Origin of the sequence: Kitasatospora sp. NPDC085895, assembly GCF_040702125.1 — a bacterium.
GTDB classification, from domain to species: domain Bacteria; phylum Actinomycetota; class Actinomycetes; order Streptomycetales; family Streptomycetaceae; genus Kitasatospora; species Kitasatospora arboriphila.
In genome coordinates, this window is the sequence record NZ_JBFBJY010000032.1 from 62747 (window position 1) to 85618 (window position 22872).

General features: G+C 75.0%; 19 protein-coding genes. 7 read left to right on the plus strand and 12 right to left on the minus strand.

Annotation, left to right across the window (positions count from 1 at the left end):
- The first annotated feature begins 204 nt into the window (after window positions 1–204).
- The gene (locus tag AB0442_RS20870) at window positions 205–633 is read left to right on the plus strand and encodes a hypothetical protein (RefSeq protein WP_363548339.1); all 429 of its coding nucleotides are present in this window, start codon (window positions 205–207) and stop codon (window positions 631–633) included.
- Window positions 634–718: 85 nt separating this feature from the next.
- Entirely contained in the window at window positions 719–1642 is a 924-nt protein-coding gene (locus tag AB0442_RS20875; RefSeq protein WP_366164421.1) for a LysR family transcriptional regulator, read from the plus strand.
- Between the two features lie 19 nt (window positions 1643–1661).
- Here the strand turns inward: AB0442_RS20875 and AB0442_RS20880 are convergent, their stop codons facing one another.
- The 4 genes from AB0442_RS20880 to AB0442_RS20895 form a co-directional block, all read right to left on the minus strand.
- Window positions 1662–2081 (minus strand): acyl-CoA thioesterase, encoded by a 420-nt coding sequence (locus AB0442_RS20880; protein WP_366164422.1) that lies wholly within the window; start codon window positions 2079–2081, stop codon window positions 1662–1664.
- A gap of 197 nt (window positions 2082–2278) precedes the next feature.
- Window positions 2279–3907 (minus strand): thiamine pyrophosphate-binding protein, encoded by a 1629-nt coding sequence (locus AB0442_RS20885; protein ID WP_366164423.1) that lies wholly within the window; start codon window positions 3905–3907, stop codon window positions 2279–2281.
- Window positions 3904–4866, minus strand: coding sequence for an agmatinase (gene speB / locus AB0442_RS20890; RefSeq protein WP_366164424.1), 963 nt, complete (start codon window positions 4864–4866; stop codon window positions 3904–3906). The genes AB0442_RS20885 and speB overlap by 4 nt, the downstream gene beginning before the upstream one ends.
- Window positions 4867–4907: 41 nt before the next feature.
- Entirely contained in the window at window positions 4908–6374 is a 1467-nt protein-coding gene (locus AB0442_RS20895; RefSeq protein WP_366164425.1) for a sodium:solute symporter, read from the minus strand.
- Window positions 6375–6619: 245 nt separating this feature from the next.
- Here AB0442_RS20895 and AB0442_RS20900 point away from each other — a divergent pair, with 245 nt between their 5' ends.
- Window positions 6620–8170, plus strand: coding sequence for a PucR family transcriptional regulator (locus tag AB0442_RS20900; RefSeq protein ID WP_366164426.1), 1551 nt, complete (start codon window positions 6620–6622; stop codon window positions 8168–8170).
- Between the two features lie 30 nt (window positions 8171–8200).
- On the opposite strand, the gene AB0442_RS20905 is transcribed toward AB0442_RS20900, so the two are convergent.
- Window positions 8201–8968, minus strand: a complete 768-nt coding sequence (locus AB0442_RS20905) for a crotonase/enoyl-CoA hydratase family protein (RefSeq protein ID WP_366164427.1) — start codon at window positions 8966–8968, stop codon at window positions 8201–8203.
- A 245-nt stretch (window positions 8969–9213) separates the two neighbouring features.
- Here AB0442_RS20905 and AB0442_RS20910 point away from each other — a divergent pair, with 245 nt between their 5' ends.
- Together AB0442_RS20910 and AB0442_RS20915 are read left to right on the plus strand one after the other, a co-directional pair.
- A complete protein-coding gene (locus tag AB0442_RS20910; RefSeq protein ID WP_366164428.1) occupies window positions 9214–10146 on the plus strand; it encodes a hypothetical protein in 933 nt (310 codons plus the stop codon).
- Window positions 10147–10201: 55 nt separating this feature from the next.
- Window positions 10202–11011: a hypothetical protein gene (locus AB0442_RS20915; RefSeq protein WP_366164429.1), complete on the plus strand. Its 810-nt coding sequence runs from the start codon at window positions 10202–10204 to the stop codon at window positions 11009–11011.
- 22 nt (window positions 11012–11033) lie between these two features.
- Here AB0442_RS20915 and AB0442_RS20920 read toward each other — a convergent pair whose 3' ends face one another.
- The 7 genes from AB0442_RS20920 to AB0442_RS20950 all read right to left on the minus strand — a co-directional run bounded on the left by AB0442_RS20920 (window position 11034) and on the right by AB0442_RS20950 (window position 19512).
- Complete coding sequence (locus AB0442_RS20920; protein WP_366164430.1) at window positions 11034–15164, minus strand: bifunctional nitrate reductase/sulfite reductase flavoprotein subunit alpha; 4131 nt, start codon at window positions 15162–15164, stop codon at window positions 11034–11036.
- Window positions 15165–15368: 204 nt separating this feature from the next.
- Window positions 15369–15695, minus strand: a complete 327-nt coding sequence (locus AB0442_RS20925; RefSeq protein WP_366164431.1) for a putative quinol monooxygenase — start codon at window positions 15693–15695, stop codon at window positions 15369–15371.
- 46 nt (window positions 15696–15741) lie between these two features.
- Window positions 15742–16566, minus strand: coding sequence for an IclR family transcriptional regulator (locus tag AB0442_RS20930; RefSeq protein ID WP_366164432.1), 825 nt, complete (start codon window positions 16564–16566; stop codon window positions 15742–15744).
- Window positions 16567–16608: 42 nt separating this feature from the next.
- Window positions 16609–18216, minus strand: coding sequence for an MFS transporter (locus AB0442_RS20935; protein ID WP_366164433.1), 1608 nt, complete (start codon window positions 18214–18216; stop codon window positions 16609–16611).
- A 30-nt stretch (window positions 18217–18246) separates the two neighbouring features.
- Window positions 18247–18549: an SHOCT domain-containing protein gene (locus tag AB0442_RS20940; protein ID WP_366164434.1), complete on the minus strand. Its 303-nt coding sequence runs from the start codon at window positions 18547–18549 to the stop codon at window positions 18247–18249.
- A 41-nt stretch (window positions 18550–18590) separates the two neighbouring features.
- Window positions 18591–19034 carry a DUF6325 family protein gene (locus AB0442_RS20945; protein ID WP_366164435.1) on the minus strand — a complete coding sequence of 148 codons (444 nt, stop codon included), beginning with the start codon at window positions 19032–19034 and terminating at the stop codon, window positions 18591–18593.
- 34 nt (window positions 19035–19068) lie between these two features.
- Window positions 19069–19512 (minus strand): hypothetical protein, encoded by a 444-nt coding sequence (locus AB0442_RS20950; RefSeq protein WP_344624163.1) that lies wholly within the window; start codon window positions 19510–19512, stop codon window positions 19069–19071.
- Window positions 19513–19849: 337 nt separating this feature from the next.
- Between AB0442_RS20950 and AB0442_RS20955 the strand changes: the two genes are divergently transcribed.
- Entirely contained in the window at window positions 19850–22456 is a 2607-nt protein-coding gene (locus AB0442_RS20955; RefSeq protein WP_366164436.1) for a LuxR C-terminal-related transcriptional regulator, read from the plus strand.
- A gap of 101 nt (window positions 22457–22557) precedes the next feature.
- Entirely contained in the window at window positions 22558–22758 is a 201-nt protein-coding gene (locus tag AB0442_RS20960) for a hypothetical protein (protein ID WP_263102957.1), read from the plus strand.
- The last annotated feature ends 114 nt before the right edge of the window (window positions 22759–22872 follow it).

Consider the following 22872-nt stretch of genomic DNA (forward strand, 5'->3'; position numbering starts at 1 on the left):
CGTCGTCCGACAGCATCCCCTCGGACCCTACGGGCGCCCGCCCGGGCCCGACAGCGGGCGTACTCCATACCGGGCGCAGCCGGCTCCCCGGCCGCGGCTCCCGGCACCCGGCACCCGGCACCCGGACAGCCCAGCCCCGGTTGCCCGGCCCGGCGACCGGACGGACGGTCGGGACATCCCTACGTCTCCGAAAGGGAGATCGCCATGGCCTCCACCTCCGTCCCTCCGGGCCCCGCCACGGGGGGCCTGCCACCGCGTCAGAACAGCGGCTGGGTCACCGGCCTGGTGCTGTTCGCCGGCGTGGTGATGCTGGTCACCGGTCTCCTCGACCTGTTCCAGGGGATCGTCGCCGTCGCGCAGGACGAGCTGATCGTCACCACGCCGAACTACGTCTTCAAGTTCGACGTGACCTCCTGGGGCTGGATCCACATCATCCTGGGCCTGGTGGTCGCCCTCGTCGGGCTCTGCGTGCTCCGCGGCATGGCCTGGGCCCGGTACACGGGCATCGCGGTCGCCTCGCTGAGCCTCATCTCCAGCTTCCTGTGGCTGCCCTACTACCCGCTGTGGAGCATCGTGATCATCGCCCTGGACATCTTCGTCATCTGGGCGCTGGCGGTGTACCGGCAGGACTGAGCGGAGCCTCACGGGAGCGGCCGCGGTACCCCGGCGGGGTGCCGCGGACGCTCCCTCTGCGCGGGCAGGCCCTAGGCTGCGGGGCATGCCCAGTGGTGACGCCCCCGGACCGCTCGACCTCGGACTGCTGCGGACCTTCCTCGCCGTGCACCGCTCCGGCTCCTTCACCGCCGCCGCCCGGCTGCTGCGGCTCTCCCAGCCGACCGTCACCGCACAGATCCGCACCCTGGAGCGGCAGCTCGGCAGGCCGCTGTTCGAACGGCTGCCGCGCGGGGTCACCGCCACCAGCGCGGCCGACGCCCTCGCCGCCGAGATCGCCGCCCCGCTGGACGCCCTCGCCGCCGTCGCCGAACGCGGCAGCGCCGACCACGGCGCCCCGGCCGAGCCCGTCCACCTCGCCGGGCCGGCCGAGTTCCTCGGCGTCTGCGCGATGCCCGCGCTCGCCCCGCTGATCGGCGCCGGACTGCGGCTGCGCGTCACCTCCGGGCTCACCGACGACCTGCTCGCCGGCCTGCGGGCCGGCCGCTACGACCTGGTCGTGGCCACCTCCCGGCCGCGCGGGCGGGCCCTGCACGCCGTCCCGCTCGCCGACGAGGAGTTCGTCCTCGTCGCCGGGCCCGCCTGGGCCGCCCGGATCGGTGCCGGGCGGGTCGCCGCCGAGGGCCCCGCCGCACTGCGCGGCGTACCGCTGGTCACCTACGCCGAGGACCTGCCGATCGCGCGGCGCTACTGGCGGCACGTGTTCGGCACCCGGCTGACCGGACCGGCCGCGGCCGTGGTGCCCGATCTGCGCGGGGTGGCCGCCGCGGTGGCCGGCGGCGCCGGGGTCTCCGTCCTGCCGCGCTACCTGTGCGCGGCCGACCTCGCCTCGGGGGCACTGGTCGCACTGCACGAACCGGAGGACCCGCCGATCAACACCGCCTGGCTGGTCGGACGGGCCGGGTCCGCCGAACCGGCCGCCGTCGCACAGGTCCGTGCACGGCTGCTGGCGGCGGCCCCGGCCTGGTGAGGGGAGCCTGCGGCGGGTGTCAGAGGCCCAGTGCCGCCGGGTCCGCCGCCAGGGCGCGCATCGGCTCCCGGGCGTCCTCGACCAGCCGTCGGGCCGTCAGGTCGAGGAAGCCGCCCACTCCGGTGACCTCGGCGGCGAGGGTGCCGTCCGCCTTCACGATGGTCTGCTCGACACCGAAGGTCTTGCCGCCGTCCCACACGAAACGGCAGCTCACCGCCACCTCCTCGCCGGCCCGCAGCTCGCGCCGGTAGCGGACGGTCGTCTCCAGCACGACCGGGCCGACGCCCTTCGCCAGCAGGTCGGCCTGCCGGATGCCGGCGTTCTCCAGGTAGCACCATCGGGCGTGCTCGGCGTACTGCAGGTAGACCGACTGGTTGAGGTGGCCCTGGGAGTCGGTCTCGTAGCCGCGGACGGTGATCGGAACACTGAATTCGGTCATGCCACGAACAGTACGGGCACACCCGGCGGGGGCGCGGGGAACTGCACGATCCCGGGAAGGCCGAGCCAAGTCAGGGGCGCGGGGAACTGCGCGATCCGGATGTGGCTGCCCGTACGAACCCGGGGTCGGCCCTGGTAGCACGGACAGCCACCCCGGACTGCGCAGTTCCCCGCGCCCCCACCGACCTCGACGTGACTTCAGGGCTCCAGGTGGGTGGGGGCGAACATGCGGAGGAGGGCGGGGAGGACGACCACGGTGGGGCCGGGGGTGGCGAGGGCGGCGGTGAGGTCGGCGTGGAGGGTCTCGGGGGTGGTGGGGACGGCCGGGACGCCGAAGGACTCGGCGAGGCGGAGGAAGTCGGGGCGGGCGAGTTCGGTCGCGGTGGCCTCGCCGAAGGTGTCCGTCATGTACTCGCGGAGGATGCCGTAGCCCCCGTCGTCCACGATCAGCCAGGTGACGTCCAGGTCGTGCTGGCGGACGGTGGCGAGTTCCGCGATCGAGTACATCGCGCCGCCGTCCCCGGAGACGGCGAGGACGGGCCGGCCCGGCAGGGCCGCCGCTGCGCCGAGCGCGGCGGGGAAGCCGTAGCCGAGGCCGCCGGCGCCCTGGGCGGAGTGCATGGCGCCGGGGCGCCGGGCGTCCCACGCGGACCAGGCCCAGTAGCCGAGGATGGTCATGTCGAAGAAGGCCGGGGAGTCGTCCGGCAGGGCGGCGCGGGCCGCGGCGAGGACCTGCTGTTCCAACTCCAGTCCCTGGCCGTCGATCCGGGCCCGGACCTGCTTGAGCAGGTCGGCGGCGGCGGCCTCGGCGCGGCCGTCGGGCTCGCGCGCGGGGACGGAGTCGGCGAGGGCGGCGAGGGCGAGCCGGGCGTCGGCGTGGATGCCGAAGGCGGGGTGGTTGGACTCCAGCTTGCCGAGGTCCGCCTCGACCTGGATCAGCTGACCGCGTGGGGCGAACGTGTGGTAGTTGCTGGAGAGTTCGCCGAGTCCGGAGCCGACGACGAGCAGCACGTCGGCGTTCTCCAGCAGGTCGGTGGTGTGCCGGTCCTCCAGCCAGGACTGCAGCGAGAGCGGGTGCTCCCAGGGGAAGGCGCCCTTGGCACCGAAGGTGCAGGCCACGGGGGCCCGCAACAGCTCGGCGAGCCGCAGCAGTTCGTCGGTCGCGCCGGCCCGGACGACCCCGCCGCCGGCGAGGATCACCGGGTTCTCGGCCTCGGCGAGCAGCACGGCGGCCTCGGCGACGAGTTCGGCCCGCGGGACGAGCGGGCGGGGTTCGGCGCGCAGGCCGGTGACCCGGGGCACGGTGGTGGGTGCGAGCAGCACGTCCTGCGGGATCTCCACCCAGACCGGCCCGTAGGGGGCGGTGAGGGCGGACTCCCAGGCGGCGGCGAGGGCGGAGGGGATCTGCGAGGCGGTGCGCGCGGTGTGCACGGACTTCACCACGTCGCGGAAGCTGGCCTGCTGGTCGACGAGTTCGTGCAGGTAGCCGCGGCGGCGGCCGCCGAGGCCGGCGGAGGGGATCTGCGAGGAGACGGCGAGGACGGGGGCGGAGGCGGCGGCGGCCTCCTGGAGGGCGGCGAGCGAGGTGAGGGCGCCGGGGCCGGTGGAGAGGAACAGCGGGGCGACGGTCCCGGCGGTGCGGGCGTAGCCGTCGGCGGCGAAGCCGGCGTTGTTCTCCACCCGCAGGCCGACGTAGCGCAGCCGGGAGCGGCGCAGGGCGTCGAACAGGCCGAGGGCGTGCTGGCCGGGGAGGCCGAAGACGGTCCCGGCGCCGAGGTTGGCGAGGGACTCGACGACCAGGTCGCCGCCGTTGCGGACGTGGGTCATGCGCGCTCCTCGGCGATCCGGCGGGCCATCAGGGTGGTCAGCTCGTAGGCGGTGTGCGAGGCGGCCACGGAGGTGATCTCGGCGTGGTCGTAGGCGGGGGCCACCTCGACGAGGTCGGCGGAGACGATGTTGCAGCCGGCCAGCCCGCGGAGGATCTCCAGGAGTTCGCGGGAGGTGAGGCCGCCGGCCTCGGGGGTGCCGGTGCCGGGGGCGTGCGCCGGGTCGAGGACGTCGATGTCGATGGAGACGTACAGCGGTCGGTCGCCGATCCGCTCGCGGAGCTGCTGGGCGACCTCGTCGACGCCGCGGCGCATCACGTCGGCGGAGGTGACGATGCCGAAGCCGAGCTTCTCGTCGTCGGTGAGGTCCTGGCGGCCGTAGAGCGGGCCGCGGGTGCCGACGTGGCTGAGCGCGGAGGTGTCGAGGATGCCCTCCTCGACGGCGCGGCGGAACGGGGTGCCGTGGGTGTACTCGGCGCCGAAGTAGGTGTCCCAGGTGTCGAGGTGGGCGTCGAAGTGGAGCAGGGCGACCGGGCCGTGCTCGGCGGCGACGGCGCGCAGCAGCGGCAGGGCGATGGTGTGGTCGCCGCCGAGGGTCATCAGCCGGGCGCCGGTGGCGAGCAGGTCGCGGGCGGCGGCCTCGACGGTGTCGACGGCCTCGTTGATGTTGAAGGGGTTGGCGGCGACGTCGCCGGCGTCGGCGACCTGGGCGAGGGCGAACGGCGAGGCGTCCTGCGCCGGGTTGTAGGGCCGCAGCAGGCGGCTGGCCTCGCGGATCGCGTTGCCGCCGAACCGCGCGCCCGGCCGGTAGGAGACCCCGGTGTCGAACGGGACGCCGACCACGGCGATGTCGGCGCTGCCGACCTCGTCCAGGCGGGGCAGCCGGGCGAAGGTGGCGGGGCCGGCGTAGCGCGGGACGCGGGACGAGTCGATCGGGCCGCGCGGTTCGGTGGTGCTCATGGATTCCTCGGGAGGGTCGGTGGATGCGGTGGCGGGTGCCGTCAGGCGGCGGCGGGGACGGCCTCGGGCTCGGCCGGGGTGCGGCCGTCGAGGCGGTCGCGCCAGCGCTCCAGCAGGCGGGCGTCGGTGGGCCGGGTGGCCAGGCTGACGGCCAGGTGGGCGACCAGGCTGGCACCGAGGCCGTAGTAGATGGGCTCGTTGGCGAGGGTGCCCTTGACCACCATGAGGGCGATCACGGTGACGCCGCCGGCGGTCATCGCGGCGAGCGCGCCCGGCAGGTTGCCGCGGCGCCAGACCAGGCCGCCGAGGATCGGCACGAGCAGGCCGCCGACCAGCAGGTTGTAGGCGACGGTGAGGGCCGCGAGGACGTCGTCGAGCAAGCAGGCCAGGCCGATGGAGACCGCGCCCAGGACGATGATCGCCAGCCGGTTGGAGCCGACCTCGTCGTGGTCGTCGCCCTGCGGGCGGACCCTGCCGCCTCGGGTGCGCAGCCACTGCCAGATGTCGTTGTTGGCGACGGTCGCGGAGGCGATCAGCGCGCCGCTGGCGGTGGACATCATCGCGGAGAGCGCGGCGGCCAGCACCAGGCCCTTCACACCGGTCGGCAGGGTGGTCTTCACGATGGTCGCGAAGGCGCTGTCGGCGCCGGCGAGCTGCGGGTGCAGCGCCTTGGTGGCCATGCCGATGACGGCGCCGGCGAGGCCGTAGACCAGGCAGTAGACGCCGGCCACGGTGCCGCCCCAGGAGGCGACCCTGTCGGTGCGGGCGGTGAACACGCGCTGCCAGATGTCCTGGCCGATCAGCATGCCGAAGGTGTAGATCAGCACGAAGGTGAGGATCGACTCGCCGCCGATGGAGCCGAAGGAGAAGTAGCCGTCGGGCAGCTTGTCGGCCATGGCGCTCCAGCCGCCGGCCTTGACGACGGCGATCGGCAGCAGCAGCACCAGCACGCCGATCGACTTCACCACGAACTGCACCATGTCGGTGAGGGTGATCGACCACATGCCGCCGAGGGCGGAGTAGCCGACGACGATGGTGCCGCCGATCACCACGGCCGCCCAGCGCGGCACGTCGAAGAGCACGTCGAAGACGGTGGCGTAGGCGATGGTGGAGGTGACGGCCAGCATCAGGGTGTAGACCCACATCACCACGCCGGAGATGACGCTCGCGGCGTCGCCGTAGCGCAGCGAGAGCATCTCGGCGACGGTGTAGACCTTCAGCCGGGCGATCCGGGCGGAGAAGAAGGCGCTCAGGGCGAGCAGGCCGAGGCCGATCGCGAAGACCATCCAGGCGCCGGACAGGCCGTAGGTGTAGCCGAGGCGGACGCCGCCGATGGTGGAGGCGCCGCCGAGCACGACGGCGGCCATCGTCCCGGTGTACATCAGCGGGCCGAGGCGGCGGCCGGCGACCAGGAAGTCGCTCTTGGAGCGGGCGCGCCGCCTGCCCCACCAGCCGACGGCGACGATGCCCGCCAGGTAGCAGGTCATCACGACGTAGTCGATGGCCATGTGGTCCTCCGATCCGGCCGCCGCGCTGCGGGTGCGGGGCCGGGGTGCTCGTGGGGGACGGCTGCCGCGGCCGGAAGGGGGCCTGCCGCGGCGCCGGAGGGGGGACGGGTACGGGCACCGACCGCCGGACGGCGTCCTCGGCCCGTGTGGAAACGGTACGAGCAGCGCCGGAGCGGTTGAAGTGTCGGATCCGTCCATTCTCTATGCTCGGAATGGAGGAAGTGTCCATCGGAGGGAGGCCGGGCATGTCCGCACCGCCCGTACCGGCGGCTCCGCGCGCGCCCGAGCCGGGTACGCCGGCCCTGCCGCTGCGGGTGCTGCTCGGCGCCCCGGGCCTCGGCCTGGAGCAGATCGCGGGGCCCCGTGACGACCGGCTGATCGGCACCATCGGCACCACCGAGCTGCCCGAGCCGGCGCCGTACCTGTCCGGCGGCGAACTGCTGCTGACCGCGGGCGTCCGCTTCCCGCCGACCGCGGAGGCCGTGGACGCGTACGTGCGCAGCGTCGCCGCGGCCGGGATCGCCGCGCTCGGCTTCGGCATCGCCCCCGTCCACGACGAGGTGCCGGCGGTGCTCGTCGAGGCCTGCGAGCGGCATGCGCTGCCGCTCGTCCGGGTCCCGCCGGCGACGCCGTTCGTCGCGGTCAACCGGGCCGCGTACGCGTTCATGGCCGAGGCCCGCAACCGCGACCTGCGGCTGGTCTCCGAGGCGCAGTCCGCCCTCGCCTCCGCCGCGGCCCGGCCGGACGCGCTGCAGGCCGTGCTGCACCAGCTGGCCGTGCGCACCGGCTCCTGGACGGTGCTGCTGGACGCCGCCGGGCAGGAGCTCTTCGCCGCCGGGGAGCGCCCCGCCGCGCCGGCGCCGCGGCAGGTGCGGGAGCTGGCCGCCCGCACCACGGCCCGGCTCGCCGGCCGGCCCGGCCGGACCGCGCCGCCGACGGCCGCCGCCGAGCACCTCGAAGGACGCCACCTCACCGTGCACACCCTGCCCGGCGGCCTCGCCCTCGGCATCGCCGCGGACACCCCGCCCAGCAGCGTCCACCGCTCGGTCACCGGCGTCGCCGCCGTCCTGCTCGCCCTGCTCACCAGCCCCCGGCACGCCCTCGGCGCCGACACCCGCGGTTCCGGCGCGCTCGTCCGGCTGCTGCTCGGCGCCGCCCCGGCCGAGGTCGCCGCCCTGCTGCAACCGGACGGCGCCGCGGACGGCCGCTGGATCGTCGTCGCCGGACGGCGCACCCGGCCCGGACGCGGGGACGACCCCGTCCAGGTCGCCGCGCTCGGCACCGCCCTCGGCACGCCCTACCTGGACGTCACCGGCAACGCACTGCGGGCCCTCGTCCCCGGGCCCGCCGCGCCCGATCCGGCCGCCGCCGTCCGGCTGGGCTGGACGCTCGGCTTCAGCACCCCCACCGGGCCGGACGGGCTCGGGAACGCGGCCGTGCACGCCGACCGCGCGCTGCGGCGGGCCCTGGCGGGCGGGCGGGGAGCCGCGCAGCAGCGCGACGAAGCCCTGAGCATGCACGCCCTGGTCGCCGAGGACGAGGCCCGCGCCCACGCCCGGGCCCTGCTGGCGCCGCTCGCGGAGGCGGGCGCCCCCGGACCGGACGTCCTGCGGGAGACCCTCACCGCCTGGCTCGCCCACCACGGCAGCTGGGACCGCACCGCCGCCGCCCTCGAACTCCACCGCAACACCGTCCGCCAGCGCATCGCCCGCACCGCCGACCTCCTCGCCGCCGACCTCAACGACCCCGACGTCCGCATGGAGCTGTGGTTCGCCCTCCGCCACCTCGACACGTGAAACGGCGCCCCGCCTCGCGGTCGGCGGCGGTCAGTGCCGGTCGGTGAAGGAGCCGTGGCGGCCGGCTCCCTTGGCGAAGCGGGCGGCTCCCTCGCCGGCCTCGGGCAGGGACCGCAGGCCGTGCCGGAGTTCGTTGTCGAGGGCGTCGTGCTCGCTCAGCCCGTCCTGTTCGAGGAGGGAGAGCCGGTCCTCGCGCATGCAGGTCTGCGGGAAGCGGGCGATCTCGGCGGCGAGCCGTTCGGCGGCCTGCCGGGAGGTGCCGCGGGGGACGACCCGGTCGACCAGCCCGATGCTCTCGGCCTCGCCGGCGTCGACCGGGCGGCCGGTGAGAACGAGGTCCATGGCGCGGCCGGCGCCGATCAGCCGGGGCAGCCGGACGGTGCCGCCGTCGATCAGGGGAACGCCCCAGCGGCGGCAGAACACGCCGAAGACGGCGTCCTCCTCGGCGACCCGCAGGTCGCACCAGAGGGCGAGTTCGAGGCCGCCCGCGACGGCGTGGCCGGAGACGGCGGCGATGACGGGCTTGGAGAGCCGCATCCGGGTGGGGCCCATCGGCCCGTCGCCCTCGGGGGCGACCCGGTTCCCGTCGGCGGTGCCGAAGGCCTTGAGGTCGGCGCCGGCGGAGAAGGTGCCGCCCTCGCCCCACAGGACGGCGACGGAGGCCTCGGGGTCGGCGTCGAAGGAGCGGAAGGCCTCGGCGAGGGCTTCGGCGGTGGGTCCGTCGACGGCGTTGCGGCTCTCGGGGCGGGAGAGCACGACGGTGGTCACCGGTCCGCTGCGTTCGGTGCGTACGGGCATCTGTGCCGGTCCTCCTCGCTGCCGCGGCCACCGCCGACCGGTGGACGGACCCCATCGAACCAGAACGGCGCCGTCCGGACGAGGCCGCCGCGCGGCGGGGTCCGGCGGGCCCACTGACAGGCGCTCATACTATGATCTGCCGCCGGGGATTGGGTGGCACACGATCCGGCGGCCGCACCGCCGGGGCCGTCCGACCCGACGGGGACAGCGCGGACGGGAAGCCGTCCGACGGGGGAAGGACCGCCATGTCAGGCAGCCACTACAAAGTGTCGCCCGAACAGCTCGACCGGCTCGCCAAGGAGTGGCAGGCCCAGGCCGAACGCCTGGAACGCGTCGCGGCCAGGGTCGACGCGCTCTCGGGCAAGTTCCGCACCGCCGAGATCGAGACCCTGATCACCGGCGGCGTGCTCTCCACCGGCATCGTGCTCGCCGCCGAACAGGCCGCCCAGGACGCCGGGCGGAGCGCCGCCGCCACCGCGAAGGCGATGCACCAGGACGCGGCCGGGATCCGGCACTGCGCCGACAACTACCGCGAGGCCGAGGAGCACGCCGGCAAGCAGCTGCCCGGCGGCGGCCACCACACCCCGCCCAAGTCGCCCGGCAAGCCCGGCGGCAGTGGCGGGCACCACGGCGGCGGACACCAGGGCGGCAGCGGCGGCCACGACGGCGGCGGCAGCGGCGGGCACCACCCGATGCCCTCCTCGCCGAACCCGCACGGCAAGATCCCGATGTCCGACGTCGACTACAGCGGCGCCGGCTCGTGGAAGAGCGGCCGGGCCGCCTGCGAGGACTACGTCAACCAGGCGCTCGACACCATGGGCATCAAGGACCCGCAGGCCCGGGCCAACTGGATGCGCGGCCTGCTCACCATGACCCAGCGCGAGTCCTCGTACAACGACTCGCACTGGCTGGTGAACAAGACCGACAGCAACGCCTGGGGCCCGACCCAGGCGGACGGCGCGCCGCTGCACTCCTCGCGCGGCCCCTGGCAGTGCATCCCGGACACCTTCGCCGCCTACCACCAGCCGGGCACCTCCACCAAGATCTACGACCCGGTGGCCAGCGCGTGCGCCTCCATGAACTACATGATGGCGCGCTACCACGTCTCACCGGACGGCCACGACCTGGCCGCCAAGGTCGCCCAGGCCAACCCGAACCACGGCCCGCAGGGCTACTGACCGTCCGCGCCGGCCCGCGCGGCCGGCCGCCGAAACCAGGAAGAGCCACCTCACCGTGTCCCGACACACCACGGCGCTGCGCGCCGCCACCGCCGTCTGTGCCGCCGTCCTCGCCGTCGGCGCGCTGACCGCCTGCGACCCGGCCGAGCCGGCCGCCGCACCGAGCACCGCCGCCGCGAGCCAGGCCGCGCCGTCCGCGGCCGACCCCTCGCCCGCCGGGGACGCCGCCTCCGCGGCCGCCTCCCCCGGCGCCAAGGCCGGCAGTGCCACCGGCCCGGCCGTCAACGGCGTTCCCTCCTCCGCCTGGATGAAGGGCAACGACCTGCCGCTGAACTCCGCCTACCACTGGCCCGCGCAGGCCGGGAAGGCCAAGGCGGTCAAGAACGGCGAGCCGTTCGCCTTCGAGACGCTCTGCGACTCGGCCCGCTCCTCGGACCTCGCCGGTCTCGGCACCGGCGCCGACGGCGCGCAGTCGCTGCTGAGCGGCGGCACCGACGAGTGGCAGGTCCAGCAGACGGTCGTCCACTTCAAGGGCACCTCCAGCGGGGCCGTGCAGTCCGCCGGTGCGCTGCTGCGCGCCCTGACCGCGGAGGTCAAGGCCTGCGCCCCGGACGGCGCCACCCCCAGCGTGAAGGTCACCGCCGAGGACCCGGCGTACCTGGCCGCCACCATCACCCTCAAGCAGGGCAGCGGCGGCATCACCGTCCACGAGTACCTGACGACCACCTCGACCACGGTCGCCGAGCTGACCGTCTACGGCCCCTACGGCACCAAGAAGCCCAAGGCCGCCTGGACGGTCAAGGACGACACCGCCGTCCTGCGCCTGCTGGGGGCGCCGCTCTGCGACGCCTTCAAGAACTGCTGACCGGGCGTCTACCGAACACCCGTCAGTACACGTCGCGGACGTAGCGCCTGTCCGCGGCCAGCTGCTTGACGTACGCGGCCGCGCCCTCCTCGCTCAGCCCGCCCTGGGCGGCGACGATCTCGTGGAGGGCGCGGTCGACGTCCTTGGCCATCCGGCCGGCGTCGCCGCAGACGTACAGGTGCGCGCCCGCCTCCAGCCACGTCCACAGCCGCGAGCCCTGCTCGCGCATCCGGTCCTGCACGTAGACCTTGTTCCGCTGGTCGCGGGAGAAGGCCAGGTCCAACCGGGAGAGCACGCCCGCCTCCCCGAGGGCGGCCAGCTCGTCCTGGTAGTAGAAGTCGGTGGCGCGCCGCTGCTCGCCGAAGAACAGCCAGTTGCCGGCGTGGTCGCCACGGGCCCGCCGCTCGTCCAGGAAGCCCTTGAAGGGCGCGACGCCGGTGCCGGGGCCGATCATCACGGCGGGCACCGCCGGGTCGGCGGGCGGGCGGAAGTGCGGCGAGCGCTGCACGAAGATCCGCACCGGGGTGTCGGGGGCCGCGTCCGCCAGGAAGCTGGAGGCCACCCCCTTGCGGCGGCGTCCGGCGGGATTGTCGAACCGTACGACGGAGACCGTGAGTTGGACCTTCGCCGGGTCGACCAGCGGGCTGGAGGAGATCGAGTAGAGCCGCGGCTGCAGCTTCTTCAGCACATCCACCCACTCCTGGGCGGTGGCCTTCACCGGGTGCTCGGCCACCAGGTCGATCGCCTGCCTGCCCCAACTCCACTTCGCCAGTTCGTCCTTGTTGTCCGGGCGGAGCAGTTTGCGGAGCAGCCGGCCGTCGGCCGTCCGCTCGGCGGCGAAGCGGAGCAGATCGGTGGTGATCCGGGTCAGGTCGAGGTGCCGGTGCAGCGCCTCGGAGAGCGTCGTCCGTCCGGCGCCGGCGAGTTCGACCTCGGTGTCGGGGTGCTGGCCGGTCGCCTCCAGCCACTCCACCACCAGCTCGGGGCAGTTGACCGGCCAGACGCCGAGCGCGTCGCCGGCCTCGTACTCCAGGGCTCCGCTCGCGCCGAGGTCGAAGGTGAACTGGCGGACCTCCTTGGCCGCGCCGGGCAGGCTGAGCAGCCGGTTGCCGGTGAGGGTGGCGGTGAACGGTTCGGCCTTGGTGGGTCTGCGCGGGGCGGCCGGCGCCGGGGCGGGCTCCGCGGTGAGCGCGGTCAGCACCTGCTCCAGCCAGCCGGCGGCGGCCTCCTCGTAGTCCGGTTCGCAGTCGACGCGGGGCAGCAGGCGGACGCCGCCGAGTTCGGCGAGGCGCTCGTCGAGGCGGCGGCCGTGGCCGCAGAAGTCGTGGTAGCTGGAGTCGCCGAGGGCGAGCACCGCGTACCGCAGGTCGGGGAGGCGGGCCGCGCCGCCGTCGGCCAGTTGCTGCCAGAAGTCGGCGCCGTTGTCGGGGGCGTCGCCGTCGCCGAAGGTGCTGGTGACCACGAGCAGGTCGGTGCCGGCGGTCAGGGCGCCGGGGGCGCAGTCCGCCATGGGCAGGACGGTCGCGCTCCGGCCGGCCTCGGCGAGCCGGGCGGCGGCGCCGGTGGCGATCTCCTCGGCGTTGCCGGTCTGCGAGGCGTACATGACGACCACCCGGCGGCCGGGCGCCTCGGCGGCGGGCCCGGCGGCCGGCGCGGGGCCGGGGGCGGGCGGGGCGGATCGGGAGAACATCCCGGCGAGCACGCCGTCCACCCACAGCGCGTGCGCCGGGTCGAAGGGGGCGTCGGCCGGCAGCACCGGCACCGCACCGCCCGGGGCGGTGGCGCCGAGGCCCGCCAAGTACCCGGCGAGGTAGCGGCGTTCGTGGTCGGCGAAGGCGGGCGGGGCGGCCAGGTCGGTGAGCGCGAAGAGCCGGGTGAGGGCCGCGACCGCGGTGCCGCCCTCGGCGGCCGCCGAGGTGAGGGCGGGCCCGGGGACGGCGAAGGCGGCCGGGCCCGGGTCGGCGACGGCGGCGACCCGGGTGAGCGAGACCGCGCAGGCCTTGAGCTCGGGCTGGAAGGAGACCGGGTCGACGGCGTCGTTGGTGACGGCGTTGATCCCCAGGTACTCGCCGAACATGTCGTTCCAGTGGAAGGGCGCGAAGCAGGTGCCGGGCAGCACCCGGTCGGTGACCACCACGGGCAGCACGGCCCGGCCGCGCCGGGAGGCGACCTCCAGCCGGTCCCCGTCGGCGGCCCGCAGCGCGGCGGCGTCCACCGGGTGGATCTCCACGAACGGGCCCGGGTTCAGCCTGTTCAGCTTGGCGACCTTGCCGGTCTTGGTGAGGGTGTGCCACTGGTGCTGCACCCGGCCGGTGTTGAGCACGAACGGGTAGTCGTCGTCGGGCAGTTCGGCGGGCGGCAGGTGCGGCCGGGCGTAGAACCGGGCCCGGCCGGACCCGGTGGGGAAGGCGAGCCGCGGCCGGGAGCCGTCCTCGCGGACCAGCGGCTCCTGGCTGACGCCGTCGTTGAGGTACCGCACCGGGTTGCGGTCCGGGCCGCCGGGGGCGCACGGCCACTGCGCGGGGCCCTCCCGCAGCCGGTCGTAGGTCACGCCGCGCAGGTCCCAGCCGGTCGTCGGGTTCCAGGCCTGCTTGAGCTCCTCGAAGACCTCCTCGGCGGAGGCGTAGCCGAAGGCCTCGGCGTAGCCCATGGCACAGGCGACGTCGGCGATCAGCCGCCAGTCGGGCCGGGCCCCGCCGGGCGCGTCCACCACGCCCTGGACGAGGGTGAGGTTGCGCTCGGAGTTGACCATGACGCCGTCGGACTCGGCCCAGAGCGTGGCGGGCAGCACCACGTCCGCGTAGGCGTTGGTCTCGGTCTCGGCGAACACGTCCTGGGTGATGACGAGTTCGGCCGCCTCCAGGCCCTCGATGACCGTCCGCCGGTTGGCCACCGAGGCGACCGGGTTGGTGCAGATGATCCAGCAGGCCTTGATCTCGCCCTCGGCCATCCGCTCGAACATCTCCACGGTGCCGGCACCGGCCTCGGCGCGCAGGCTGCCCCGCTCGATGCCCCAGAGGTCCTCCGTGAAGGCCCGTTCGGCCTCGACCAGGGCGGAGCGCTGGCCCGGCAGTCCGGGGCCCATGTAGCCCATCTCGCGGCCGCCCATGGCGTTGGGCTGGCCGGTCAGCGAGAACGGTCCGCTGCCGGGGCGGCAGATGGCGCCGGTGGCCAGGTGCAGGTTGACCAGGGCGTTGGTGTTCCAGGTGCCGTGGGTGGACTGGTTGAGGCCCATCGTCCAGCAGCTCGTCCACTCCCCCGCGGTGCCGATCCACTCGGCTGCCTGCCGCAGGTCGGCCTCGGCGAGGCCGGTCAGCTCGGCGACGGCGGCGGGCGGGTAGTCGGCGAGGAAGTCGGACAGTTGCTCCCAGCCCTCGGTGTGCTCGGCGATGAACGCCTCGTCGGTGTGGCCGCCGGCGACCAGCAGGTGCAGCAGGCCGTTGAGCAGCGCCAGGTCGGTGCCGGGGCGGACCTGCAGGAAGAGGTCGGCCTTCTCGGCGGTGGCGGTGCGGCGCGGGTCGACGACGACGAGCTTCGCGCCGGCCTTGACCCGTTCCATCATGCGCAGGAAGAGGATCGGGTGGCAGTCCGCCATGTTGGAGCCGATGACCAGGAAGAGGTCGGCGCGCTCGAAGTCCTCGTACGAGCCGGGCGGGCCGTCGGCACCGAGCGAGAGCTTGTAGCCGGAGCCCGCGCTGGCCATGCACAGGCGGGAGTTGGACTCGATCCGGGAGGTCCGTACGAAGCCCTTGGCGAGCTTGTTCGCCAAGTACTGCGCCTCCAGGGACATCTGGCCCGAGACGTAGAACGCCAGGGCGTCCGGCCCGTGTTCGTCGACGATGGCGCGCAGCCGTCCGGCGACGGCGGCGACGGCCGCGTCCACGTCGACCTCGGCCGGCTCCTCGCCGCGGCCGGTGCGGACGAGGGCGGTACCGAGCCGGCCGGGCGCGGCCATCAGGTCGGCGTGGGTGGCGCCCTTGGTGCAGAGCCGGCCGGCGTTCGCCGGGTGGGCCGGGTCGCCGGAGGCCTTGACCACCCTCCGGCTGCCGTCGGCCTCCCGGGTCACGTCGAGGACGATGCCGCAGCCGACCCCGCAGTACGAGCAGGCCGTCCTCACCCGGCTGGTCTCCTGCTGCGGCGTCGGCACCGTCACGGCTGCCCCTCTCGTGGCCGCCGGTCCGGGCCCCCGCCCGCGGTGGCGGGGGCGCGCCGACCGGCCCGGTGGGACGCTCCCACCTGTGTCCAACGTAGGAAGGCCCTGTTGCGCGAAGGTGTCGTGCGGGGTGACCCGGCCGTTACGCCTGCCGCACGGAAGAACCCTCCGAGTGTGAGGCCCGGGGGTGGCGGCGACAAGAGGTCAGTCGGCGGGGGTGAGTTCGGCCATCTCGCCCCAGCCGTCGACCGGCGCCTCGACGTAGATGATCTGCGGCTTGGCCGCGATGGCCTGCGGCAGTTCGGCCATGGCGGTCTTGAAGTGGTCGGAGTTCACGTGGGCGGCGCCGGCCTCGGCGTCCGCGAAGGCCTCCAGCAGGACGTACACCTGGGGGTCGTCGACGCTGCGGGACCACTCGAAGAAGATGTTGCCCGGCTCCTCGCGGGTGGCCCGGGTGAACGCGTCGACCCGCGCCATCCAGCTGTCGGCGTACTCGCGGCGGGCGGTGAACTTGACGTTGATCAGGATCACGGCTGACTCCTCAAGGGTGGTGTGGTGGTTGGACGGTGACGGCCGCTCAGCCGAACTGCCGGGCGGCGCGGGTCAGGACGTCGCCGATCCGGCCGCGGGCGGCCCGGTGGGCGGTGGGCAGCGAGACGGAGAGCGCCCGGGCGGGGCCGTCGCCGGCGGGCGGCAGCGGCACGGCCAGGCACATCCAGTCGGGGTCGTACTCGCCGACCGAGACCGCCAGGCCGAGTCGGCGGACGAGGCCGAGTTCGGCCTCCAGCCGGTCGGGGTCGGTGATGGTGTGCTCGGTGAACCGCGGCAGGCCGTGCTCGGCCAGGTAGCGGCGGCGGGCCGGTCGGGAGAGCGCGGCGAGCAGCACCTTGCCGTGGGCGGTGGCGTGCGCGTGCGGCTCGGTGCCGGCCTCGAAGGGGTCGCCGTCGGCCGCGGCCGGCCCGGTGCTCTCGACCACGGCGATCCGGCCGTCCCGGTGGGTGCTGTAGTACGCGGGGGTGCCGGCCGCGCGGGCCACCCACAGCAGCAGGTCGCGGACGTCGGGCTCGGCGGGCTCCCGCCGCCGGTACGCCCGGTGCAGGGCGGGGATCCGCGGGCCGAGCACGTAGCCGCCGCGGGTGCGGGCGAGGTGGCCGCGGGCGGTGAGCGGGCCGAGCAGGGTGTAGACGGTGGAGAGCGAGCAGCCGAGCCGGGCGGCGAGGTCGCGGGCGGCGACCGGGCCGGGTGCGTCGGCGACGGCGTCCAGCAGGTCGAGCGCCCGGTCGAGCGACTGCGGGCCGTGCGCGGCGGCGGCGATGGCGGGGCTCCTCTCGGCGCGGGGCCCGTACGGGCCGGTCGCCCCACAGCCTGCCCGACCCGGGCGCGTCCGCCCAAGCGGGCACACCTACGATTCCGGCCCTCCCGGAATCGCCGTCCCCGGCCCGGGTCACGTCCCGTGGGGGCGGGGGGCCGCCTCGGTACGGGGTTCCCGGCGGGCCGGGAGCCCGCCCGTGCAGAACAACCCGACGAGCGCGATGCCGCCTGCGGCCAGCACCGCGACCTTGAGGCCGGCGATCTGGGCGTCCTGGTAGTCCTCCACGATCGCGGCCGCCTCGGCCGGGGGAACGGGGGTCTCCGCGAGCGCGGAGGCGACGTCACCGGCCGGGACGAAGGTCAGGCCGGCCTCGATCCTGACACCGGCCTGCTGCGCCACCGTCTCGGAGATCCGCGGGTCGTCGGCGATCGCGGAGCTGACGGCGGCGGCCAGTGCCCCGATGAGGATGGCGCCGATCAACGCGGTGCCGAGGGAGGAGCCGAGGTTCTGGGCGGTGTACTGGAGGCCGCCGGCCTCACTGCGGTCGGCCTCGCCGACGGAGGACTGCACCACGTTGCCGAGCTGGGAGGCGAGCATGCCCATGCCGAGGCCCATGACCGCCATCGCCCACGCGAACGAGGCCTCGTCGAGCTGGGGCTCGATAGTGGAGAGCAGCCAGACGATCGAGGCGAGCAGGACGAGGAAGCCGATCCGCACGATGGTCCGCGGGGAGGCGACGCGCAGGAGTACGGAGCCGCCCATCGAGGCGATCAGCATGGTGACCGACACCGGCAGCAGCTTGAGCCCGGTCTCGAAAGCGTCCTTGCCCAGCACGACCTGGAGGTAGAGCGGGATCACGAAGAACAGGCCGAGCAGGATGGTGTTCTGGTTGAAGAGTGTGACCAGTCCGGACCGCAGGCCGGAGATGCCGAACAGCCCGATGCGGATCAGAACGGGCTTCCCGGCCGCCTCCCTGCTGTGCTCCAGCCGGACGAGCAGTGCCAGGAGGACACCGCCGAGGGCGATGACGAACAGCGTCGGGGAGAAGCCGAGGACGGTGAACGGTGCGTTGCGCGGCGCCAACCACCCCCAGCTGCTGCTCTGCAGAACGGCGAGGACGATCAGGGCCAGGCCCGCCGCCGAAAGGACGACGGCGCCGACGTCGAGGCGGGTCCTCCGGGTGACCGCCGGTCCGGACGGAACCCAGCTGATCAGACTGAGCATCGCGGCCACCAGGACGACCTCGCCGGCGAAGACCAGGCGCCAGGTCAGATAGGTGGTGACCCAGCCGCCGAGCAGCGGGCCGACCGCAATGCCCGCTCCGGCGAGGCCGCCGATGACGCCGTAGGCGACGGCGCGGTCCCGCCCGTGGTAGGCGCCGGCCACCAGCGCCGCCAGGGCCGGCAGGACGAGCGCGGCACCGAGGCCCTCGATGATCGACCAGCCCAGTGCCAGCACCCACAGTTCGGGGGCGATCGCGGTCAGGCCGGAGCCGATGCCGTAGATGACGAGGCCGACGGTGAACATCCGGCGGCGGCCGAACATGTCGCCGAGCTTGCCTCCGGTGAGCATGAAGGCCGCCATGACCAGGGTGTACAGGGTGATGACCCCCTGGATGGCGGTGACCTCGGTGTCGAAGTCCTCGACGAGCTGGCTGATCGACACGTTCATCACGGATGCGTCCAGCACCATGAGGAACTGGCCCGTGCCGAGGACGATCAGTGCCTTCCACCGGTTCACCGCACCTCCAGGGGGTCGGGCAGCGCCCGGTCAGCCGTTGAGGATCCGGGCCTTCTGGGCCTCGAACTCGGCCTCGGTGAGGATGCCCTGCTCCTTGAGCGTGGCGAGCTCCTTGAGCTGGTCGATCTTGCTGTCCATGCTGACCGGGGCCGCGGCCGGCTCGGGCGGGGGCGGCGGTGCCTGCTGGTAGACCACCTGCTGCGGGGGCGGGGCCTGCTGGGCCTCCTGCTCGGCCCACCGGCCGGCCTGCCGCCGGGACACGCGGTTGGACACCGCCGTGGCGGTGCCCGCGACCACGGCGGTGCGGGCGACTCCTCGGAGCAATCCGGGCATGGTTCTCTCCTTCGGTCTTCCGGTGCCGGCGGGTCGGCCGGTCACTCCTCTGATTCGAGCGCGTCCAGCGCGGCGACGAGGTCCTGCAGCGGGATGCGGCCGCTCGCCACCAGCTGGGCACCGCCGCGGCGCAGTGCGGCGGCGAACGGTGCGGCCCACAGGTTCTCGTAGACGATCAGGCCGGCCGAGTTGCCCGGCTCCAGGGCGGCGGCCGCCTCTTCGAGGTCCTCCGAGCCGAGCACGCCGGAGGCCGCGCCCTCGAAGACCGCGAGGTCGAGTTCGCCGTCGCCGGTCATGTCGGCGATCTCCAGCCCGACGACGGAGCCGTCGAGCTCCTTCTTCATGAACATCAGGTCGATGATCCGGATGATGCCCCGGTCGACCAGGTCGACGAGCAGCGGCAGGCCCTCCCCGGTCATCTTGCTGCCGGGGAACTCGATCACCACGTAGTCGATCGGGCCCATCTCGTTGAGTTCGTCGGTCACTTCGGGCTCCTCGGGTGCGGGTGCGGGTGGGGGCTCAGGGGGCCGGCGGCCCGGGCTCCGGGCGGCCGCCGTAGGCGATCAGCGCGTACAGGGCGATCACGTCGATGGCGATGACCAGGACGGACCACACCGGGTACGACGGGATGAAGGCCATCTGGGCGAAGGCGTTGAGGACGAGGACGGCCACGCCGAACCAGCGGGCGAGCTGGTTGCGGGCGAGCACGCCGGCCGCGGCGAAGCCCTGCGCGACGGCGAGGGCGAGCATCGCCCAGCCCCAGGCGCGCAGGTCGCCGAAGACGAAGCGGGCGTCGCCGACGAACACCTTGGACTGCGCGATCGCCGCGATGCCGTCGAGGCCGTTGAACAGGGCGAGGACGCCCAGCATGACGGCGGCGAACATCCGCATGGACTCGCCCTGCTGCGTCGCCCGCGGCGGCGTCGGGCGGAAGCTTCCGGCGGGATAGGGTGCGGTCGCCATCGAGACCTCCGTGTCGGGTGTCCTGGACAGTCCCCCAGATCAGGGTGCGGTCAAGCGGGCGGCTCCGCACCACCCGGCGCGGGTGACCGGCCGCCCCGGCGGTCACCCTCCGTGCGTTGCGGCCGCCCGGGGGTGTACCGATGATTGAAGCCGGGACGACGTGTGCACCCGGCGCGCGCCCTGGACTCCGGTGGTCGCCATGCCAGACAGCTCAGGAAATCGGCGGCCGGCCGCCGTCGGCACACCGGCCCCGGCGGCACCTCCTCCCCCCGCCGGTCCCCCCGGTCCCCCCGCGGGTCCCCCCACTGCTCCCGCCGTTGCTCCGAACGGCGACCCCGTGCTGGCCGCCCGCTTCGCCGCGCCGCCCGTCCCCCGGACCTTCGTCCGCCGCGAACGGCTCGCCGACCGGCTCACCGCGGGGCTGCAGCGGCCGCTCGTCCTGGTGAACGGCCCGGCGGGGGCCGGCAAGACCCTGCTGGTCGCGGACTGGGCGGCGCGGGCCGCCCTGCCCGGGCCGGTCGTCTGGCTCACCCTGGAACGCGGCGACGAGGCACCCGGGGTGTTCTGGGCGCAGTTGCTCGCCGCGCTGCGGCACGGCGGCATCCCGCTCCCCGCGGACGTGGCCGGGCCCGCCCGGGCCGCGGAGGTGGACCTCGCCCTGCCGGACCGGCTGGCCGCCGGACTGAACGGACGCGGCTCCCCTGTCGTCCTGGTGCTGGACGAGTTCGAGCACGTCACCTCCCCGGCGGTCGCCGAGGCGCTGGACGGACTGCTGCGGCACGCGGCGGGCGGGCTGCGGCTGGTCCTGATCAGCCGGGACGAGCCGCTGCTGCCGCTGCACCGCTACCGGGCCGCCGACGCGGTCGCCGAGATCCGCGGCACCGACCTCGCCTTCACCGCCGAGGAGACCGGTGTCCTGCTCACCCGGCACGGACTGGCCCTCTCCGAGGAGGGCGTGCAGGCGCTGACCCGCCGGACGGAGGGCTGGGCGGCGGGCCTGCGGCTGTGCGCACTGGCCACCGAGAACACCGACGACCCGGAGGGCTGCCTGCGCGAGTTCGAGGCCGGCAACAGCACCGTCGCGGACTTCCTGCTCGCCGAGGTGCTGCAGGCCCAACCCGCGGAGACCCAGGACCTGCTGCTGCGCACCAGCATCCTGGAGCGCACCCACACCGGGCTGGCGGACGCCCTGACCGGCCGGCGGGACGCCGCCCGGATCCTGGAGGAGCTGCGGCACGCCAATGCCTTCGTCACCCCGCTCGGGCACGCCTGGTACCGGCAGCACACGCTGTTCGCCGAGATCCTCCGGGTGCACCTGCGCGCCCGGCACCCCGGCCTGGAACAGGAGCTGCACCGGCGGGCCGCGCACTGGCTGCACGACGCCGGGCGGCTCGCCGACGCGCTGCCGCACGCCGCGGCGGCCGGGGACTGGGAGACGGCGGCCGGCTGGCTGGTCGACGACCTGGCGGTCGGTCAGCTGCTGGCCGGTCTGGACGCCGCCCGGCTGGGCGCGCTGTTCGCCCGCATGCCGGAGCGGGCCGACGGGCCGGCCGTGGCACTCGTCCGGGCCGCCCGGGCGCTCGCCCGGTGGGACGTCGACCGCGGGCTGGCCCACCTCGGCCGGGCCGACGAACTCGCCCCGCCCGGCACCGGCAGCGCCGCCGCCCGGCTGAGCGGCGCCGTGCTGCGCGTGCTGGCGGCGCGGCTGCTCGGCTCGGCGGACATGGCGGAGAACGCCGCGGAGAGCGCGGCCGAGCTGGAGCACGAGGTGCCGGAGGAACGGCTGCGGGCGCACCCGGAGCTGAAGGCCCTGCTGCTGGCCGGGCTCGGCTCCGCCCAGCTGTGGGAGGGCCGGTTCGACGCGGCGCGGGCCGGACTGACGGCGGCGGCCGAGGCCGCGGGCGACGCCGCGCAGGCGGCCGTCCGGCACGAGTCACTGGGGCGGCTGGCGCTGATCGACCTGCTGCTCGGCTCACCGGGCCGGGCGGAGGCGCACGCCGTGGAGGCGATCGCGGAGGCCGCCCGGTGCGGGCTGCCGCCCTCGGCGCACAGCGGCGTCGGCCACCTGGTGCTGGCGGAGATCGCCTTCGACCGGGACGACCTGGCCGTCGCCCGGACGGCCCTGGAGCGGGCCGAGGCCGGGTCGGGCGCCCGCCACGACCCGCTGCTGGTGGTCGGCCTGGCGGTGCTCAAGGCGAAGCTGCTGCTGAACTCCGGCGACGCCCGCGGCGCACTGCTGACACTGGCCGCCGCGGAGCGCCCGGCGCCGGCCGACAAGCCCTCGCCCTGGGCGCGCGAGCGGATCGCGCTCGGGCAGTGCGCCGCGCAGTTGGCGGCCGGTGACCCGGTGGCCGCGCTGCGGGTGCTGTCCGCCGCCGGCGAGGGGCCGGAGCCGGCCGTCGCCGCCGCGCAGGCGCACCTGGCCGCGAACGATCCGCGGGCCGCGCTGGCGGCGCTCGACGCGGTGCCCGCCCGCGCGGTGCGGCCGGCCGTCGCCGTCCGGGCGCAGCTGGTCCGGGCCCGGGCCGCGTCGGCGTTCGGGGATCCGGCGGCGGCCCACCGGCTGCTGGCGCAGGCGCTGGCCACGGCCCGCCCGGACCGGCTGCGCCGCCCGTTCCGGGAGGCCGGGCCATGGGTGCGGCGGCTGCTGCAGGAGCGCCCGGCCCTGGCCCACGCGCACGGCTGGCTGCCCCGGGACCTGGTCGCCGGACTCCCCCGTCCGGGTGACGCGCCGGCGCCCGCCCCGGTGGTGGAGCAGCTGAGCGAGCGCGAGCACGACGTGCTCGTCCGGGTGGCGCAGCTGATGTCGACCGACGAGATCGCCGCCGACCTGCACCTGTCGGTGAACACCGTGAAGACGCACCTGAAGAGCATCAACCGCAAGCTGTGCGCCACCCGCCGCGGCGAGGCGGTGCGCCGGGCCCGGCAGTTGCACCTGCTCTGAGCGGGCCGTCCCACCCCGGCCGGGTGATGACCCGACCGGCCGTACCGGGGACGGTGGAGCAGGGGGTCCGAGGCCGTGGGGTACCGAGGGAGCGTGTGCCCATGCACTACGAGATCCGGGTCGCCGGGACGATGTCGGAGACGATGCTCTCCGAGGGGTTCCCCGAGCTCGACAGCTACGTCGTCCCCAGCCAGACGGTGCTGTACGGCCAGGTGGTCGACGAGGCGCACCTGTACGGCCTGCTGGCCCGCTTCCGGGCGCTCGGCCTGCGGGTGGTGGAGTTCCGGCAGCTGCCGGACTGAGGGCGGGGTCCGGCAGCTGCCGGACCCCCCCCCCCCCCCCCGGTGCGCACGAGGGCGCCCGACCCCCGAGGCGGTCCACATACGAAGAGCGGCGTGTAGGGGAAGAGAGTATGC

Coding starts and splice junctions, on each gene's coding strand:
- AB0442_RS20870 (WP_363548339.1), top strand. CDS start 205: ATGGCCTCCACCTCCGTCCCTCCGGGCCCCGCCACGGGGGGCCTGCCA.
- AB0442_RS20875 (WP_366164421.1), top strand. CDS start 719: ATGCCCAGTGGTGACGCCCCCGGACCGCTCGACCTCGGACTGCTGCGG.
- AB0442_RS20880 (WP_366164422.1), bottom strand. CDS start 2,081: ATGACCGAATTCAGTGTTCCGATCACCGTCCGCGGCTACGAGACCGAC.
- AB0442_RS20885 (WP_366164423.1), bottom strand. CDS start 3,907: ATGACCCACGTCCGCAACGGCGGCGACCTGGTCGTCGAGTCCCTCGCC.
- speB (WP_366164424.1), bottom strand. CDS start 4,866: ATGAGCACCACCGAACCGCGCGGCCCGATCGACTCGTCCCGCGTCCCG.
- AB0442_RS20895 (WP_366164425.1), bottom strand. CDS start 6,374: ATGGCCATCGACTACGTCGTGATGACCTGCTACCTGGCGGGCATCGTC.
- AB0442_RS20900 (WP_366164426.1), top strand. CDS start 6,620: ATGTCCGCACCGCCCGTACCGGCGGCTCCGCGCGCGCCCGAGCCGGGT.
- AB0442_RS20905 (WP_366164427.1), bottom strand. CDS start 8,968: ATGCCCGTACGCACCGAACGCAGCGGACCGGTGACCACCGTCGTGCTC.
- AB0442_RS20910 (WP_366164428.1), top strand. CDS start 9,214: ATGTCAGGCAGCCACTACAAAGTGTCGCCCGAACAGCTCGACCGGCTC.
- AB0442_RS20940 (WP_366164434.1), bottom strand. CDS start 18,549: ATGCCCGGATTGCTCCGAGGAGTCGCCCGCACCGCCGTGGTCGCGGGC.
- AB0442_RS20950 (WP_344624163.1), bottom strand. CDS start 19,512: ATGGCGACCGCACCCTATCCCGCCGGAAGCTTCCGCCCGACGCCGCCG.
- AB0442_RS20960 (WP_263102957.1), top strand. CDS start 22,558: ATGCACTACGAGATCCGGGTCGCCGGGACGATGTCGGAGACGATGCTC.